At 63.5% G+C, this 16,051-nt stretch carries 16 protein-coding genes; 10 read left to right on the forward strand and 6 right to left on the reverse strand.

Annotated features, from left to right (window positions below):
• The first annotated feature begins 282 nt into the window (after positions 1-282).
• Both FIU94_RS20145 and FIU94_RS20150 read left to right on the forward strand, forming a co-directional pair.
• Positions 283-1,587: an AAA family ATPase gene (locus tag FIU94_RS20145; protein WP_152467600.1), complete on the forward strand. Its 1,305-nt coding sequence runs from the start codon at positions 283-285 to the stop codon at positions 1,585-1,587.
• Positions 1,584-2,660, forward strand: coding sequence for a ParB N-terminal domain-containing protein (locus FIU94_RS20150; protein WP_152467601.1), 1,077 nt, complete (start codon positions 1,584-1,586; stop codon positions 2,658-2,660). The genes FIU94_RS20145 and FIU94_RS20150 overlap by 4 nt, the downstream gene beginning before the upstream one ends.
• Positions 2,661-2,866: 206 nt before the next feature.
• Here the strand turns inward: FIU94_RS20150 and FIU94_RS20155 are convergent, their stop codons facing one another.
• A complete protein-coding gene (locus tag FIU94_RS20155) occupies positions 2,867-3,571 on the reverse strand; it encodes a YafY family protein (protein ID WP_152467602.1) in 705 nt (234 codons plus the stop codon).
• Positions 3,572-3,674: 103 nt separating this feature from the next.
• Between FIU94_RS20155 and FIU94_RS20160 the strand changes: the two genes are divergently transcribed.
• From FIU94_RS20160 to FIU94_RS20170, 3 genes are all read left to right on the forward strand, one after another.
• Complete coding sequence (locus FIU94_RS20160) at positions 3,675-4,040, forward strand: GFA family protein (protein ID WP_254702709.1); 366 nt, start codon at positions 3,675-3,677, stop codon at positions 4,038-4,040.
• A gap of 107 nt (positions 4,041-4,147) precedes the next feature.
• Positions 4,148-5,032 (forward strand): DUF1403 family protein, encoded by an 885-nt coding sequence (locus FIU94_RS20165; protein ID WP_152467604.1) that lies wholly within the window; start codon positions 4,148-4,150, stop codon positions 5,030-5,032.
• A gap of 3 nt (positions 5,033-5,035) precedes the next feature.
• Positions 5,036-5,635, forward strand: coding sequence for an SMC-Scp complex subunit ScpB (locus tag FIU94_RS20170; protein ID WP_152467605.1), 600 nt, complete (start codon positions 5,036-5,038; stop codon positions 5,633-5,635).
• A gap of 6 nt (positions 5,636-5,641) precedes the next feature.
• Here FIU94_RS20170 and FIU94_RS20175 read toward each other — a convergent pair whose 3' ends face one another.
• Positions 5,642-6,679: an AraC family transcriptional regulator gene (locus FIU94_RS20175; protein ID WP_152467606.1), complete on the reverse strand. Its 1,038-nt coding sequence runs from the start codon at positions 6,677-6,679 to the stop codon at positions 5,642-5,644.
• Between the two features lie 227 nt (positions 6,680-6,906).
• On the opposite strand from FIU94_RS20175, the gene FIU94_RS20180 reads away from it, so the two are divergent.
• The 5 genes from FIU94_RS20180 to FIU94_RS20200 all read left to right on the forward strand — a co-directional run bounded on the left by FIU94_RS20180 (position 6,907) and on the right by FIU94_RS20200 (position 12,952).
• The gene (locus FIU94_RS20180; RefSeq protein WP_254702714.1) at positions 6,907-8,217 is read left to right on the forward strand and encodes an aminotransferase class III-fold pyridoxal phosphate-dependent enzyme; all 1,311 of its coding nucleotides are present in this window, start codon (positions 6,907-6,909) and stop codon (positions 8,215-8,217) included.
• Between the two features lie 153 nt (positions 8,218-8,370).
• Positions 8,371-9,309 carry a tripartite tricarboxylate transporter substrate binding protein gene (locus FIU94_RS20185; RefSeq protein ID WP_152467608.1) on the forward strand — a complete coding sequence of 313 codons (939 nt, stop codon included), beginning with the start codon at positions 8,371-8,373 and terminating at the stop codon, positions 9,307-9,309.
• A 54-nt stretch (positions 9,310-9,363) separates the two neighbouring features.
• A complete protein-coding gene (locus FIU94_RS20190; RefSeq protein WP_152467609.1) occupies positions 9,364-9,903 on the forward strand; it encodes a tripartite tricarboxylate transporter TctB family protein in 540 nt (179 codons plus the stop codon).
• 9 nt (positions 9,904-9,912) lie between these two features.
• Complete coding sequence (locus tag FIU94_RS20195) at positions 9,913-11,415, forward strand: tripartite tricarboxylate transporter permease (RefSeq protein WP_152467610.1); 1,503 nt, start codon at positions 9,913-9,915, stop codon at positions 11,413-11,415.
• Positions 11,416-11,449: 34 nt separating this feature from the next.
• Positions 11,450-12,952, forward strand: coding sequence for an aldehyde dehydrogenase (locus FIU94_RS20200; RefSeq protein WP_152467611.1), 1,503 nt, complete (start codon positions 11,450-11,452; stop codon positions 12,950-12,952).
• 52 nt (positions 12,953-13,004) lie between these two features.
• Here the strand turns inward: FIU94_RS20200 and FIU94_RS20205 are convergent, their stop codons facing one another.
• From FIU94_RS20205 to FIU94_RS20220, 4 genes are read right to left on the reverse strand one after another with little or no spacing between them, the layout of a single operon-like run.
• Positions 13,005-13,481, reverse strand: coding sequence for a MarR family winged helix-turn-helix transcriptional regulator (locus FIU94_RS20205; protein WP_172975985.1), 477 nt, complete (start codon positions 13,479-13,481; stop codon positions 13,005-13,007).
• Positions 13,474-13,962 carry a MarR family winged helix-turn-helix transcriptional regulator gene (locus FIU94_RS20210; protein WP_152467613.1) on the reverse strand — a complete coding sequence of 163 codons (489 nt, stop codon included), beginning with the start codon at positions 13,960-13,962 and terminating at the stop codon, positions 13,474-13,476. Before FIU94_RS20210 ends, FIU94_RS20205 begins: the two co-directional genes overlap by 8 nt.
• Positions 13,963-13,993: 31 nt before the next feature.
• Entirely contained in the window at positions 13,994-14,476 is a 483-nt protein-coding gene (locus tag FIU94_RS20215) for a thioesterase family protein (protein WP_152467614.1), read from the reverse strand.
• Complete coding sequence (locus FIU94_RS20220) at positions 14,473-16,050, reverse strand: indolepyruvate oxidoreductase subunit beta family protein (protein ID WP_152467615.1); 1,578 nt, start codon at positions 16,048-16,050, stop codon at positions 14,473-14,475. Before FIU94_RS20220 ends, FIU94_RS20215 begins: the two co-directional genes overlap by 4 nt.
• Between the last annotated feature and the right edge of the window lies 1 nt (position 16,051).

Below are 16,051 nucleotides of genomic sequence, written 5' to 3' on the forward strand. Positions count from 1 at the left end.
CGTCACTTAATCAGGCGGTTTTGTCCCCTATTCGGCTCTGATCCTGGAAAGCATGTCCCGCAATCCGGCGGCAGATCGGCTTGCCGGGGCATGCGCCCCTCCGAATCATGAAAACCCAAGGCTTTCTGATTGGGGCGCATATTATTGTAATTTACTTCTTTCGCCAATTCGGCGTAAATCGGAAAAACATGGGAATTTGCGTCCGGTCGAGGGGAAGATCTGCGGGCACAAAACTGTCCCCGCGGGGACAACAGGCAAAAAAGAACGGAAAAAGAGGCACTTATGTTCACACACCATGATCTGGCCCGGTTGCAGGCGCAATCGCTCAAGATGCAGGGTTTCATCCGTCAGCAGACCTTCTCGCCGGAAAACGAAAAGACGCTGCGCCGGTTTTCCAGCTGGGAGGTCGCGGAGCTGATCTTCAAGGTCAACCAGTCCACCCTGCGCGGACGGCTGGCCGCGGACCCGTCGCTGCCGCAGGGCACCACCGAAGAAGAAGGTCGCCAGCACTGGTATACGCTGGCAGAAATCAACGAACTGCGGCGCAGGCTGAAGGTGAACCGCAAATCGCTGATGCCGAAAAGACCGGCGGGCAAGCGCGCCATCCGCGCGGCCATCGCGAACTTCAAGGGCGGTGCGGGCAAATCCACCGTGGCGCTGCACTTTGCCCATGCCGCGGCGCTGGACGGCTACCGCGTGCTGGTCGTGGACTTTGACCCGCAGGCCACGCTGAGCCATTCCATGGGCCTTAATGACGTGAGCGAGGAATTCACCGTCTGGGGCGTCATGGCGCGCGACCTGATCCGCGAGACCGAGCGGATGAATGCCGCCACCCAGGGGGCGGAGACAGGCACCGCCCTGCCCCGCCGCAAACTGCCCGCCGCGATCACCGACATGGGCCTGGCCGAGCTGCGCGTCACCGACTTCATCAAGCCGACGAACTGGCCGACGATCGACGCCCTGCCCTCCTGCGCGAATGCGGCGTTCGTTGAATTCGCCAGCGCGCAATACCGGCATCTCAATCCCGAATGGTCGTTCTTTGCCGCGGTGTCACGTTACCTCGACAGCCTTCCGAACGACGCCTACGATCTGATCCTTTTCGACTGCCCGCCCGCCATCGGCTATCAGTCCATGAACGCGGTCTTTGCCGCCGACGTGCTCTATATCCCCTCCGGCCCGGGGTATTGGGAATACGATTCCACCACGTCCTTTATCGGGCAGCTGGCCGAGGCGCTGGAAGACCTGGAGCGGTTCGGCAGCTCTGTCCCCGCGGGGACGCTGTCCTTGCCCAAGGTGTTCTCCGATGTCCGCTTCCTGCTGACCCGGTTCGAAAGCAACAACGAATTGCACCGCGCGATGCAGCAGGCATTCGGCAAGGTTTTTGGCGACAGACTGGCCCAACATCCAATCGAGATGACCCGCGCGGTCGAGCAATCCGGCCGTTTCCTGTCATCCATCTACGAGACGGATTATCGCGACATGACACGCGAAACCTGGCGTCGGGCGCGAACATCGTTCGACCAGGCCTATGACGAATTCAAGGGCCACCTGATTGCCGCCTGGGACCAACTGGAGGATGAGGCATGAGCAAGAAGAAACGCGTATTCGACATCAACTTTGACGACGTGGAAATCGACCCGCCCGCCGATGTCCCCGCGGGGACGGAAGCGCGGCGCGGGCCGATGGCCTCCGCGATTTCCGAGAATGCGGAGGCGCTGGCCAGCCGGCAGTCGGCAGAGGCCGCGATCCGGGCGGAGAACGATGCGCTGGCGCATGAACATGTCCGGCTCAAACGGGCAGGGCTGATCACCGACATGATCCCGCTGGAGAGGGTCCTGACCGGCAAGCTGACCCGGGACCGCGTGCCGGGCCGCGACCCCGAGATCGAGGAGTTGAAGAATTCGATCCGCGAGATCGGCCTATCGAATCCGATCCGGGTGGAGCCGGTGGGCGATGACTACGAGCTGATCCAGGGGTTCCGGCGGGTCACGGCCTATCGCGAATTGTTCGAGGAAACCGGCGATGACCGCTTTGCCCGTATCCCCGCGGGGATCAACGCGCGGGGCGAGGATATGCTGCGTCTCTACCGGCGGATGGTGGACGAAAACATGGTCCGGCGGGGGGTGTCCTTTGGCGAGATGGCGCAGCTTGCGCTGAACTATCATCTGCAGGACCCCAATGTGCAAACCTATGACGAAGCGGTCGAGCTGCTCTATGCATCCGCCGCGCGGCAGAAGCGGAACTACATCAAGCATTTCGTCCGCCTGTTGGTGGCCGCCGATGGGGCGCTGAAATTCATCGACGCGATCCCGCGGGCGACCGGCCTGTCGGTGGTCAAGAAGCTGGACGAGCATCCCGGCGGGGCCAAGCTGCTGCGGGAGATGCTGGCAGAAGAGGAAGGCCGCACCGCCGAGGATGAGCAGGCGGTTCTGTCCGCCTTTCTGGCGCGCGTTGTGCGCACCGCCAAGGGCAAGGTCCGCCGTCCGCCCGCGCGGCAGGCCAAGACCACCTTTCGCCTCAACCGGCCCGAGGGCGAGGCGAAGTGCACGGTGGCCGACGGACGCGTGGAGCTCAAGCTGGAGCGTGACTTCAGCGGCGTCGAGCGCAAGCGTCTGGAAGCTGCGGTCGATGCATTCCTGACCGCGCTGGACGAGGGCTGAAGGTCGTCCTGGCCTCTGTCCCCGCGGGGACAGGGGCGTTAATCTATAGATATTTCAAATGGTTATACGAAATTCTCATTTTTTGCGCTGATCGGGCTGCAAAAACCCTCGCAGAATGCATCTTCGACGTCCATCAGGGCAGGCGTGGTCGGGCGCCCTTGCGGCGCAGTCTCTAATCCGCAGGTTAGGGCAGGGTGGCGCGCCGGTCAGATGTCGGCGCGGTATCGGGCGCGGTCGGCATTCATCTGATCCCGCCAGTCCCTGCGCAGGCGATCCACCGACTGCGGAAAGGTCTGGGTCAGGATCTCGGCTGTCAGCATCCGCTCGGTCCGAAAGTACCGGAAGGCACCGCGCAGCTCGCACCAGGCGGCCAGAATGCGGCCCGCATCGCGATAGCCCAGCAGGATCGGCCAGACAGTGCGGCGGGTTTCGCGCCCCTGTTCGTCGCGATAGGTCATGGCGATCTTGGCCCGGCCCCGGATGGCATCGCGGATCGCGGTGGCATCCAGCGTCTCGGCGGGCGGCGGCACCGGGGCCACATCGGTCGCGGGCTGATAGAAGAAGGTCCGCGTTTCCGGTGGCGCGACCGCTTCGAGCCGGGCCAGCAACGCCTCTGCAGCGCGGGCCAGGCCAGGGTCCCCGCGGGTCCGGACCCATTGCGCGCCCAGCACCGCCGCCTCGATCTCCTCGGCCTTGAGCATCAGCGGGGGCATGTGAAAACCGCCCTCCAGCACATAGCCCACACCGGCCTCCCCGGTGATCGGCACCCGTTGCGCCATCAGCGCGGCGATGTCGCGGTAGACGGTCCGGCGCGACACTTCAAGCTCGGCGGCGATGCGGCTGGCGGCGATCGGCCCGCGGGCGCGTCGCAGGATTTCGATGATTTCGAACAGACGGTCGGCGCGGCGCATTGGGGCTCCTTTTAACGGCAGGGGCAGCATAGTGACAGGATGCTGCCACCACGCTGTCAGCATGGTGCCGCTAGACTGGCTTTGTACTCAACAGGAAATGGAGATGAGCATGGAAATCAGGGGAAGCTGTCTGTGCGGCGCGGTGGCGTTCGTGATCGAGGGGCAACCCAAGGGGATGGGGAGCTGCCATTGCTCGCGGTGTCGCAAGCTGGGCACTTCAACCTCTGTCTTCGTCACCCGCGCGCAGTTCAGGCTGACGCAGGGCAGGGAGACGCTGGAGACCCTCGCGCCGCCGCCGGGCAGTGGCTATGTCCGGTCGTTCTGCCGGATCTGCGGCACGTCGCTGGGCGAGCCGCTTTCGCCCGAGAGCGCCTTTCCGATCAATGCGCAGTGCCTTGACGACGATCCGGGCCTGCGCATCAGCTATCATGAATTCGAAGCGGATGCGCCCGCCTGGGCGCGGCCGTGAGAAGAGTCTGGCGGCGGCATTTATCGGACATAAGACGTTCCGGCAAGGCGCGGCGGTTTGGCCGAAAATCTCTGGCAGAAAGCGCCGTACTGATGTAGCCTGCCGCCATGACCTCAGCCCGCCCTGCGCCTACATCAGACCCGGATACGATACCCCGGATGCCCGCTTGGGTCACGTCCGCGCGGGTGGAAAACCCCGAAGATGTGGCGTTTTTGTCAGGTGCTGCGCTGTCACAGCTGCATATCGTGGTGATGCGCCCCGATCTGCCCCACGCCTTGTTGCGGGATCGGCTGTCGCTGCGCGCGGCGGAGGCGTGTCTGGGCTTTGCCGGACGCCCCGAACGCGCGGCGGAGCTGCGTGACGCGGTGCACCTCTTGCGCCCCGGCGATTTGCCCGGACCGGCAGGCGACGTCTATCTGGCGTGGCGTCGCGCTGTGGCGCGTCCGGTTTCGGTAAAGGCGCTCTGCCGGGCGTTCCCCGATCTGGAGGCCGGGGGGATCGCGGGTTGGCTTGGGGCAGGGCGGGGCAGTCCGGTCAACCGCGCCGCAGCCGTGCTAGAGACTGTTTTGACCGAGGCCCCGCGGGCCGAGGTCGCGGGGCTTGTCCTGGCGGATGCGGCTCTGTCAAAGGCGTTGGGATGGGATCACCTGGTGCCGCTGCTGGCGGCAGGTCTGAAGCGCGCCGACCTGCGCAAGAGCGGGGACGACCTGCGCCTCGCCTGCCATCGCGCGGTTGTCGCATCGGCGGTCGAGGGGCAGCGTCTGGCCGTCGATGTGGCACGTCGGGCGGCGCGTCTGAAGTTGGTTGCGCCCAAACTTCGCGCCAAGGGGGCAGGCGATGCCGTCTTGATGTTCCTCAGCCGTGATGCGGTCGCGCCGGCGGCCCTGCCACTGCCGGACCGGGCCGCGCGTCGGCTGTGCGACCGCTTGGTCGATCTGGCTGCGGTGCGTGAACTGACGGGCCGCGACACCTATCGGTTGTACGGGGTCTAGCCGATGGGAAAGGAGCGCCCCGACGCCAAGCTGGACCGCGACCTGGCAGAGCTGCCGCCGGAACTGCGCTGGCGGGAATGGATGCGCCGGATCGAGGCGGTTCTCTTCGCCAGCGCCACGCCGGTTCCGCGGGACGATCTGGCGCGTGTGGTGGGGCAGGGGGTGTCGGTGGATCTGCTGATCGAAGACCTTGCCGCCGATCTGGAGGGGCGCGCATTCGAAATCGCAAGCGCGGACAGCGGGTGGTTTTTCCGGACGCGACCGGCCTATGCGCCCGCGATCCATGCCGCGGCGGATGTCGACGATCAGGTGCTGGACCTGAACGAATTCGATGTCGCCGTGCTTGCCGCGATTGCCTACCACCAGCCGATCACGCGCGACGGGCTCAAGGATATCTTCGGCAAGGAGATCGGTCGCGACCTCATTGGGCGGCTGCATGCGCGCGACCTGATCGGGACCGGCCCGCGGTCGCCCCGGCGCGGGGCGCCCTATACGTTCGTGACGACGGAAACCTTCCTGATCGCCTTCGATCTTGAAAGCTTGCGGGACCTTCCCGATCGGGAACAGCTGGAAGATGCGGGCGTGGTCGGCGCCCCGACCTGAACGCCGTCACCGATTATCGTCTTTCATGTAGTCTGTGGGGGCGGTTCCGGTCCACTTGTGCCAGGCGCGCCAGAACGCGGTTGCGTCGGCGTAGCCCAGAGCTTCGGCCACGCGGGCGACCTTTGCGCGTGGTTGCGATAGCAACATCTGCGCGCGTTCCCGGCGCGTGGTCTCAAGCAAGGCGCGAAAACTGGTGCCTTCTTCCTGCAGGTGTCTTTGCAGACTGCGGGGGGAGACCGACAGCGCGCGGGCGGCGTGGTTGATCGTGACGGGGGATATGCCGAGGCTGGCGTTGATGACCGCCGTCACCGAACCGCTGATATCCCGGACCGGCGCGCCCGCGCCGATGATATCCTCGACATGGCGCTGCAGGGCGTCAAGCAGGGCCGTATCCTCTGTCCTGATATTGGACAGGCAGGCCTCCCTGTCGGCGATGAACCGGTTGAACGGCTGGGAAAACCGGATCGGGCACCGAAAGAACCGTTCCAGGGGCCGGGGGTCCGCGGGGGCGCTGTGTTCGAAATGAACCTCTTGCGGGGACCAGCTGGGTTTGAAATTGTCGCGCACGACCTGCACCAGCGACACCAAAGAGCATTCCGCATCCTGCCGCCGGGGCCATATGTTCGAATACCGCAACCGATAGGTAAAGACCCACAGGTCGTCCTGCAAAAGCCATTGGGTCTCTGCCCCGTCCTGGAGGGCGTTGGCGTAGCTTGCAAACCGGCTGATGCCGGTTTCGATGTTTCCCGACAGGGCCAATACGATGCCGATGGGGCCCATATCGCTGGCAGTCAGCTGCGACCCGATGCGCACGCCGATCGCGTCGTCCCCGGTTTCGACTGCTGCGGCTTCCAGAAATTCGATGAATTGCGGCAGGGGAATTGCGCCGTAGGGGTCGTTCAATTGCGCCAGCGTGATTCCGGTCCGGTTCAACAGGGTGTGGGCGTTCGTGCCGGTCGCCTCGAACCGGGAAACAACGGCTGTCAGGAAACACGCGCGGACAGAGGAGAAGCCCGCGGGCGGGGCGGCGGAATCGGATTTCATCGGGCCAGCCTATCAGGTTTGGCGTAAATTATCAGATTTTTGGCGCTCAACGTAATGGATTGGGGGAGGCCAACCCGCAACTTTGTCTCTCAGCTACGACCAAGGGAGCCTTGGCATGAACCGGCGGCAAAGCCTCGGAAGCTTCGCTGCGCAGACTGGGGGAAGGCGCAATGCGCGACAACGAGAATTTCCTGCGGGAACAGAACACACGTCATCAGTTTCATCCGATGATCCACCCGATCATGAGCGCCGAGAACCCGCCGCAGATCATCACCCATGGCGATGGCTGTTATGTGACGGATATCGACGGCGACCGGCTGGTCGATGGTCTGGGCGGTCTGTGGAACGTGAACGTAGGCCACAACCGGGCGGAGGTGAAAGCCGCCATCACCGAGCAGATGGACAAGATCAGCTATTATTCCTCCTTCGCGGGCACGGCCACGCCGCCGTCGATCGAACTGTCGGCCAAGATCTGCGAGATGGCCGCCGAAGAGGACGTGGCCAAGGTGATGTTTTCGGCCAACGGGTCGGATGCGGTGGAAACTGCGCTGAAGCTGGCCCGCCAGTACTGGCAGCTTGAAGGGCAGCCGCAGCGGACCAAGTTCATATCTCTCAAACAGGGTTATCACGGCGTGCATTTCGGCGGGGTGTCGGTGAACGGCAACGGCTATTACCGCAGCGCCTATGAACCGCTGTTGTCGGGCTGTTTTCAGATCGACAGCCCCTGGACCTATCGCAATCCCTATTCCGAAGATCCCGACACGCTGGCCGAGGCCGTCATCACGCAGATCGAACGCACGATCATGTTCCAGGGCGGGCATACAATTGCCGCCTTTATCGCGGAACCGGTGCAGGGGGCGGGGGGCGTCATCGTGCCGCCCGCGTCGTTCTGGCCCGCGCTGCGCGAGTTGTGTGACAAATACGGGATCCTGCTCATTTCAGACGAGGTCGTCACCGGCTTTGGCCGCTCCGGTGCCATGTTCGGCGCGCGGGGCTGGGGGGTGAAGCCCGATATCATGTGTCTCGCCAAGGGGATTTCGTCGGGCTATGTGCCGCTGGGGGCCACGACGCTGAACAAACGGGTGGCGGATGCCTGGTACAAGGAGTTCAGCCCCGAGGGCATGATCATGCACGGGTTCACGTCGTCCGGTCATCCGGTTGGCTGTGCCGCCGCGCTGGCCTGTCTCGATATTGTCGAGAAAGAGGATCTGCCGGGCAATGCGGCCCGCATGGGCAAACGGCTGATCGACGGATTGCGCCCCCTGGCCGACACGTCATCGGTTGTCGGCGAAGTGCGTGGCAAGGGCCTGATGGTGGGTCTGGATTTCGTCTCTGACAAGGGCGCGCGCACGCCGATGGACCCCGGCACCGGTGTGGTCGAACGGATCGCGACCTATGCGCGGGAAGAGGGCGCAATTGTCCGCCCTGCGGGCAATGTCATCATCCTGTCCCCGCCGCTGGTCATCGAAGAGCCGGAGATCGACATCATCATCGCGGCGCTGACCAAGGCCTGCGCCCGCTATGAGGCAGAGACATGACTGCGGTGGCCCGGCCATCCTGACGATCCTTCTCCCCGACCCCGGCCCGTGTTCCTATCGGGTCGGGAACGAGGGTGAGGCAAGAAAGCGAAGTCGAAGACCAAGAAGAAAACTCCCGGAATCGGGAGAAACAGACAACAGGGAAACCAGAACATGAACAAACTTGCACAGATCAGTCTTGCCGCTCTTGTTTCGGCGCTGCCACTTGCCGCTGCTGCCGAATATCCCGAAAAGCCCGTCGAATTCATCGTGCCCTGGCCGCCCGGCGACCTTGAGGACATCCTGACGCGGATGATCGCGGATGACCTGCAGAAGAAATACGATGTGCCCGCGGCGGTAGTGAACAAGCCCGGCGGCGGCGGTGGCCCGTTCCCCGGCGCGGTCGAGGTGGCGCTGGCCCCTGCGGATGGTTACACCATCGGGTCCTTTGTCATCGACGTGCCGATGGTCGGACCCTACATCGGCATCCCCCCGCTGGAGGGCAACCCGTTCGAGCCGGTGGGCATCTTCCTGAGCTATCCATTTGTCCTGGCCGCCCCTGGCGATGCGCCCTATTCGACGATGGAAGAACTGGCCGCCTACGCCCGTGACAACGATGTGACGCTGGGCCATTTCGGCGATGTCACCAGCCCGGCACGTCATACTCTGGCGATGGCCAAGGCGCTGGATTTCTCCTATTCGGCGGACACCGCATTTGACGCGCTGGATTGCAACACGCTGGCGTCGGGCGATGTGGATGTGATCAACACTACGCTTCAGCTGATCCGGCCCTGCCTGGACGACCTGAAGATCCTGATGAGCGTCACGAACGCGCGCATCCCACTGCTGCCCGAGGTGCCGACCGCCGCAGAGGTCTATCCCGACCTCGGGTTTTCCACCTGGAACGGTCTGTTCGTGCACGAAGACACGCCGCAGGACGTGCGCGATGTGATCGCGGGTGTCGCGCAGGAGGTGCTGAGTTCGGACGCCGCCGGACAGGTCGCGGAGGACACAGGGGCCGAGATCTATTGGCTCGGGTTCGACGAGTCCAACGCGCAGATGGAAAAAGACGCCGCCACGATGGCGCGCATTGCCGGGTTCCTCGGAGAGTAGAGCGATCCGGGCCGTCCCGTCCGTGGCGGCCCGACCATTTTGCGGAGGCATGAAATGCAGCGGGTTCTGAATTTCCTCGCCCTGTTTCGCCGTGAACGCAGACCGGGTGATCTGATCTTTGCGGCAGGCTTTCTTGTGCTTGCGCTGGCCTGTCTGGTGGCGGTGCCCTGGCAGGCGCAGTTCCTGGGCAAGAAGTCCCTGGTGGAGGAACCGGGATTCTGGCCCTCGGTCGGGGTTGGCATGATGGTGGTTTTCGGTGCGATCCATTTTGTCTGCACCTGGAACGCGCCGCGCCTGCCCGGACGCCTGCAGGAGGTCATCCTCTGGCTGCGGTCGGTCGAATTCGTGCTCTGGTTCAGTGTCTATGTCGGCGCCGTTCCGGTCATTGGCTATCTGCCCGCGACGCTGCTGTTCGCGGTGCTTCTGTCGATCAGGGCGGGATACCGGTCGGTGCGGATGCTGACCTCTGCGGCGGGGCTGGCGCTGGCGACGGTGCTTGTCTTCAAGGCCGGGCTGGGCGTCAGGCTGCCTGCCGGTGCGGTCTATCAGTATCTGCCGGACGGCATCCGGTCTTTCGTCATGGTCAACTTCTAGGAGCGCGTCATGGAGACGATTTTTCAGGCCGCTGAACTGCTGTTCAACTGGCCGGTCCTTGTCGCCCTTCTGATCGGGTCGGTCGGGGGCGTCGTGATCGGGGCCATTCCCGGCGTCGGGCCTGCGGTGGCGATTGCGATCCTGCTGCCCGCGACATTTGCGCTTGAGCCGCTTGTGGGTCTGACGCTGCTTCTGGGGATCTATGGCTCTTCGATGTACGGCGGATCGCTGCCCGCCATCCTGATCAACACACCGGGCACGGCGGTCAACGCGCTGACCACCTATGACGGCTACCCGATGACCCGGCGGGGCGAGGCGCTGCGTGCCCTCGGGCTGGCTTACGGCGCGTCCTTTTTCGGGGCGGTTCTGTCGATCCTCATTCTGATCCTGCTGTCGCCGGTGCTGGCCACGGTCGCGCCGATGTTCGGCTCGCGCGAGATTTTCCTGGCGGCTTTGCTGGGCATCATTCTGGTGATCATCGCGCACAGGGGGCAGATGGCCGCGGCGGGGATGCTGGCGGGGCTTGGCATCCTGCTGCAATCGGTCGGGATGGAGCCTGTCAACTATACCATGCGCTATACCTTTGGTCTGGACTGGCTGACCTCGGGGCTGGATCTGATCGTTGTCGTTCTGGGCCTCTTTGCGCTGAGCCAGGCCTTTCAGCTGATTGTGGAGCCTGACGGCGCGCCGGATGCGCAGCCGGTGGCGGGGTCCTTGTTCAGGGCCATGCGCGAGATCTGGACCTACCGGCGCACGGCGGCGACGGGCGGCGGATTTGGCGTGCTGATGGGGGTCATTCCCGGCGTGGGCGAGTTCACCGCGCAATTCCTCAGCTACACGGCGGCACGCAAACGGTCCCGAACGCCGGATATGTTCGGGCGGGGCAGCCCCGAAGGTCTGGTTGCCTCTGAATCCGCGAACAACGCGGTGCCCGCCGCGGCGATGATCCCGCTTCTGGCGCTTGGCATTCCGGGCGAGGCGCTGACGGCGATGATGCTGTCGGTGTTCTATGTCCACAACGTGGTGCCGGGGCCGGGGCTGTTCCAGAACCAGCTCGACTTTGTCTATGCGCTGTATTTGGCTCTGTTGCTGCTGAATGTGATCGTGATCCTCTGGGTGCTGGTGTCGTCGAACCTGCTGATCCGCATCATCCGCATTCCCACGCGTTTTCTGGGTGTGGCGATACTGGTGCTGAGCTTTGTCGGTGTCTATTCGCTGCGCAATTCGGCGGTGGACTGCATGATCGCGGCGGGGTTCGGGGTCTTTGGTCTGATCCTGAAACGGCTCAACCTGCCCACGGTGCCGATCATCCTCGGGATGGTTCTGGGCGGGATCATGGAGGTCAAGCTGCGCGCGTCGATGGGGCGGCTCGACAGTGTTGTCGATTTCGTCAACCGGCCGATTGCGGCGCTGCTGGTGTTCGTGATCGTCGTCATCACCGTGCAGAGCATCCGCACCGCGATCCGCGATCTGCGCGACCGGCACGACAGTTCCAATTCCCCCAACCAATAGGGCCTGAAACAGGCCCGTCACGAGGAGACACTTCATGCGTATCGGAATTCCGGATCAGGCCCCCAGCGGCATCAGCCCCGATGTGACCGCCTTTCTCAAGGCGCCGAAAATGCTGATCGACGGACAAAGTGTCGACGGCGAGGGGGGCCGTTTCGACGTGTTCAACCCGGCGGACGGATCGGTTCTGGCGCAGGTGCCATCGGGGTCGGGTGCTGACGTGGACCGCGCCGTGCTGGCGGCCAGGGCGGCGATGACCGGCCCCTGGGGCGGGATGCCGGGTGCGGAACGGACACGGCTGATGCTGAAGCTTGCCGATCTGATCGAGGAAAATGGCGAAGAGCTGGCCCAGCTTGAAACGCTGGAGAACGGCAAGTCGATCATGCTGTCGCGTCTGGTGGAGGTGGCCTCTTCGGCGGAGTATCTGCGATACATGGCCGGATGGGCGACCAAGATCCGGGGCGAGACGCTGGATGTGTCGATCAACGTGCCGCCGGGGACGTGCTACACCGCCTATACCCGCAAGGAACCTGTCGGCGTGGTGGCGGCGATTACACCGTGGAATTTTCCGCTGAACATGTGCGTGTGGAAAGTCGCCCCCGCGCTGGCGGCGGGCTGTACCGTGGTGCTGAAACCGGCGGAGGAGACGCCGCTGACCTCGCTGCGCTTTGCCGAACTGGCGCGGGAGGCGGGTTTTCCCGATGGGGTGGTCAACGTCATCACCGGGGACGGGGCCACGGGGGCGGCACTGGTGCGCCATCCCGGCGTGGACAAGATCACCTTTACCGGCTCGACCGAGGTCGGCAAGAAGATCGGGGTGCAGGCGATGCAGTCGGTCAAGCCCGTGACGCTGGAACTGGGCGGCAAGGCCCCGATGGTGTTCTTTGACGACATGGACCTGAACCTGCTGGGGCCTGCGACCGGCATCGGCATGTTCTTCAATTCGGGCCAGACCTGTTGTGCCGGGGCGCGCATCTATGTGCAGAAGGGCATCTACGACGAGGCGGTCGAGACGCTCAAGGCGATCACGTCTTCCCTGCCGATCGGAGAGGGGATGAACCCCGCCAACCAGATCAACCCGGTGGTGTCGGCCAAGCATTTCGACCATGTGAAGGGCATGATCGACCGGGGCATTGCCGACGGGGCGACGCCCCTGCTGGACATCGCGGCGCCGGGGCAGGGATACTATATCGCGCCGCAGCTCTTCGCGGATGCGCGGTCAGACACTGCGATCATGCAGGACGAGGTGTTCGGCCCCGTGGCCACGATCACCCCCTTCGAGACCGAGGAAGAGGCCATCGCGATGGCCAACGACACCCGTTACGGGCTGGGCGCGTCGCTGTGGACCCGCGACATCAACCGCGTGATGAAGCTGGTGCCGCAGGTGCAGGCCGGGACAATCTGGATCAACAGCCACAATATTCCGGATCAGAACATGCCCTTTGGCGGGTTCAAACAATCGGGGATCGGGCGCGAACACGGGACCGGCGCGCTGGACAACTACCTTGAGACCAAGTCGGTCTGCGTCGCTTATTGCTGACGCGGTTCAGGTCCCGTTCACAAAGGCTGGGCGGGGCTTTCCGCCCGACCTGTCAGAGGTCGTGGACGCGAATTTTCTTCAGCATCGCCTGCATCACTTCAACACAGACGGCCAACTGCGCCGGGTCGATGCCTTCGGTCATGTGATGATAGTTGGCATTGACCACCGGCGCGGTTTCCCTGAGCTTCTTGCGGCCCTTGGCGGTCAGTGAAACGCGGCGCACACGCTGGTCGGAGGGGTCGATCTCGCGCTGTGCCAGTCCGGCGGTGACAAGCTGTTCGACCAGCCTGCTGACGGTGGATTGTTCTGTCACCGAAAGCACGGAGACTTCGTTGACCGTAAGCTGTTTATAGGCGGCGAGGCAGGCCATGATCCGCATCGTCGCACCCTGGATGCCGATGTTCTTGAGGTCGGCATCCTGTTTGACCTGCCAGCGGTTGGTCAGCCGTGTCATGAGATAGGGCAGGTATTGCGACAGCTGTTCCGGCGTTTTGAAGGGAAAGCCGAGGTCTTCGCTTTTCTTAGTCATTGTCCGCCGGAGCCTTGCCGCTTGGGCTCTTGATGATGGATTTGAGCATGGCGGTGGTTTCGCCAAGGCGGTCGCTGTCCAGATGTCCAAAGCACTTTGCCAGGACATCGGCATGCAGCGCGGCGGCTTCTTCGAACCTTTGGCGGCCTGCCGGTGTCAGCACGGCGACAAAGGACCGCCTGTCATCGGCTGACATGGACTTGTCCACCAGCTCTTCCTTGCGCAGCCTGTTGACCAGGCCCGAGACGTTTCCGTTGCTGACCTTGAGCCTGGTCGAAAGGTCGCCCATGCTCAGACCCTCGGGATAGCGGGCCAGCTGGGCCATGACATCGAATTTCGAAACGCTGATGCCCGTCTGTTCCTTGAGCTGCCGGTTCACTTCGCGATAGACGAAATTGTAAACGTCCAAAACACTGAGCCAGAGCCGTGTTTCGTCCTTGCGATAATCTGGAGGGTCGGAAGCCGGATCACGGGCCATCATGTATCTATCTGCATTCCCATAATTTTACATACTAGGGAGTATCCGAGAATAGAAACCGGTTCAATGCATCTCGAAGGTCGGTCGGAATGGCGACCGAGCGATGTGTGTCGAGATCGGTGGTCACGGTTGTAAAGAGCCCGCGCAGCGCCTCTGTGTCGCCAAGCATCGCGTTCAGCTCAAGCGCGTAGGATTTGCCGCCGATCCTTGAGACCCGGACAAAGTACTCGACCTGGTCGCCCATCCGGACGGGCGAAAAGAACTCTGCATGTGCGTTGACATAGCCCAGTCCGATGCGGCGGGGGCCGATGAAGTCATAGTAGTTCAGACCGAGGCAATCGCAGAACCATGCTTCGATCGCGTGATTGAATACGTTGAAGAATTCGGGCGTGTAGACAATGCCCGCCGGGTCGCATTGCCCGTGGCGGAATATGTGCCTGTAGCTCCAGTCCGGGAAGGGGAGCGCAGCCCGGTCGAGAGGGCGCGGAAATGACGCGGAATTGTCGATCTTGTTCATGTTTTCGAAAAACTCTCAATTGTCATGATCGTTCCGTCCAGTTCCTTGCTGGACGCATCCCTGATCGCAGATGTCAGAAGGCGGTTGGCCCATTCCGCTGCGTCATCGCGCCCTGCGATGGACTTTGTTGTCTGCATGACCTTTTCGAACTTCGAATGGCCGCGCACATGCGTATCCGAATACCCCTTGATCAGGCGCCGGAAGCCGAGCATCGCAACACCCAGGTCGTAATTATGCGTCAGGGCCTGCGATGCGTCGGCCAGCCAGGCATCCCTGTGCTCGGTCTCTGTCTTGTGGCGCAGGGACTTGCGGCGCATGCCCCGCAGCGCGCCGACAAAATGAAGCGGCAGAAACCCGATCAGGCGATAGGTCTGTATCCGACGGCCCCTGTCGATACGGCGATCCAGCCAGGCATAGAGAGATTTCCGTGATTTCAGCCAGTTGGCCAGCCCGACGGGCAGGACCGATGCGGCTTCTTCCATGCGGGGGTGCATGAATTCGGTGGTGTTGAGGACCTGGCCATCCTGTAGGCCCACTTCGTCAGCGACCCTCTGGCGCCGCGCGCTTTGCGTCTTGATGCGGGCAACGCGGATCACGTCGTCATATGCCATCGCATTGGCAAGGTATTTGGCGGCGGTTGTGGTGAACGCAAAGCCGTGTTCGGCACCGTTCGCGTCGCGGTCGCGCCGGTAGAGGTCGCGCAGGAGATCGAGGTATTCGTCGCCGTAGGCGGCATCCTGAAAGTCGACGACCTTTTGCAGCCCCAGATAGGCCATTTCATGCGCCTGTTCGGGAAGGTCCGCGCGAAGCCGCGAGAGCAGCGCATCTGCCCGCTTGTCGCGCAGCGATTGGGGCAGGGCGGCGACCGTGGCGGCCGTGCCCCCCGCATCGGCCGTCTCTGGATCCGCGCCGTTTATTGTTCGGTCGAAGGCAGCATCAAAGGCGCGGATGCTGGCCTCTACCCCCTTGCCGCCCTTGCGGATCACGTCATGGTAGGCTTCGCGCTCGAAGGGCAGGGTGCCGGATGCGGCAAGGCTGCCGAACATGGCCGACGAGATGACAGAGCCGTTCCTGACGGCCAGGGTGTTCATGTCAAAGACGATTTCCTGTCGGGCGACCACGCCGATTGCATCCGTCACCGCGCCACTGTCGGCGATGCTGCCGCCCGGGGCGGTCTTTTCGCTGATCGCCAGCGACCGGTGGCTGGAGGCGATCAGGGTGGTCCGGTCGGGTGTCACGATCCCGCGCAGGATCGACCGGCCCGCTTCCATGAACTCGGAGGCGATCACCACGTCGACATCGCCGGGCGTGGGCATCTGGGCGAGGACAGGCTTTTGCCCGCCGTCGCCGGGGCGCATCATCTCGACGTAATAGATGGTGGCCCCGGTTCGCTGGGCCACGCCGGGCACGGAGGTGGATTGCGCCACCCAGCCGTGCGTTTCGGCAAGATCCACGATCCAGCCGGTCAGAACGCCGCCACCCTGGCCGCCCATCGCCACGATCGCGATTGAGATCGGCCGCTCTGTCGCGGGGCCTGCGGGCTTCAGGCCCAGTTTGACGGTGTCATCTTTCATC

This window comes from Sulfitobacter sp. THAF37, assembly GCF_009363555.1.
GTDB lineage: Bacteria > Pseudomonadota > Alphaproteobacteria > Rhodobacterales > Rhodobacteraceae > Sulfitobacter.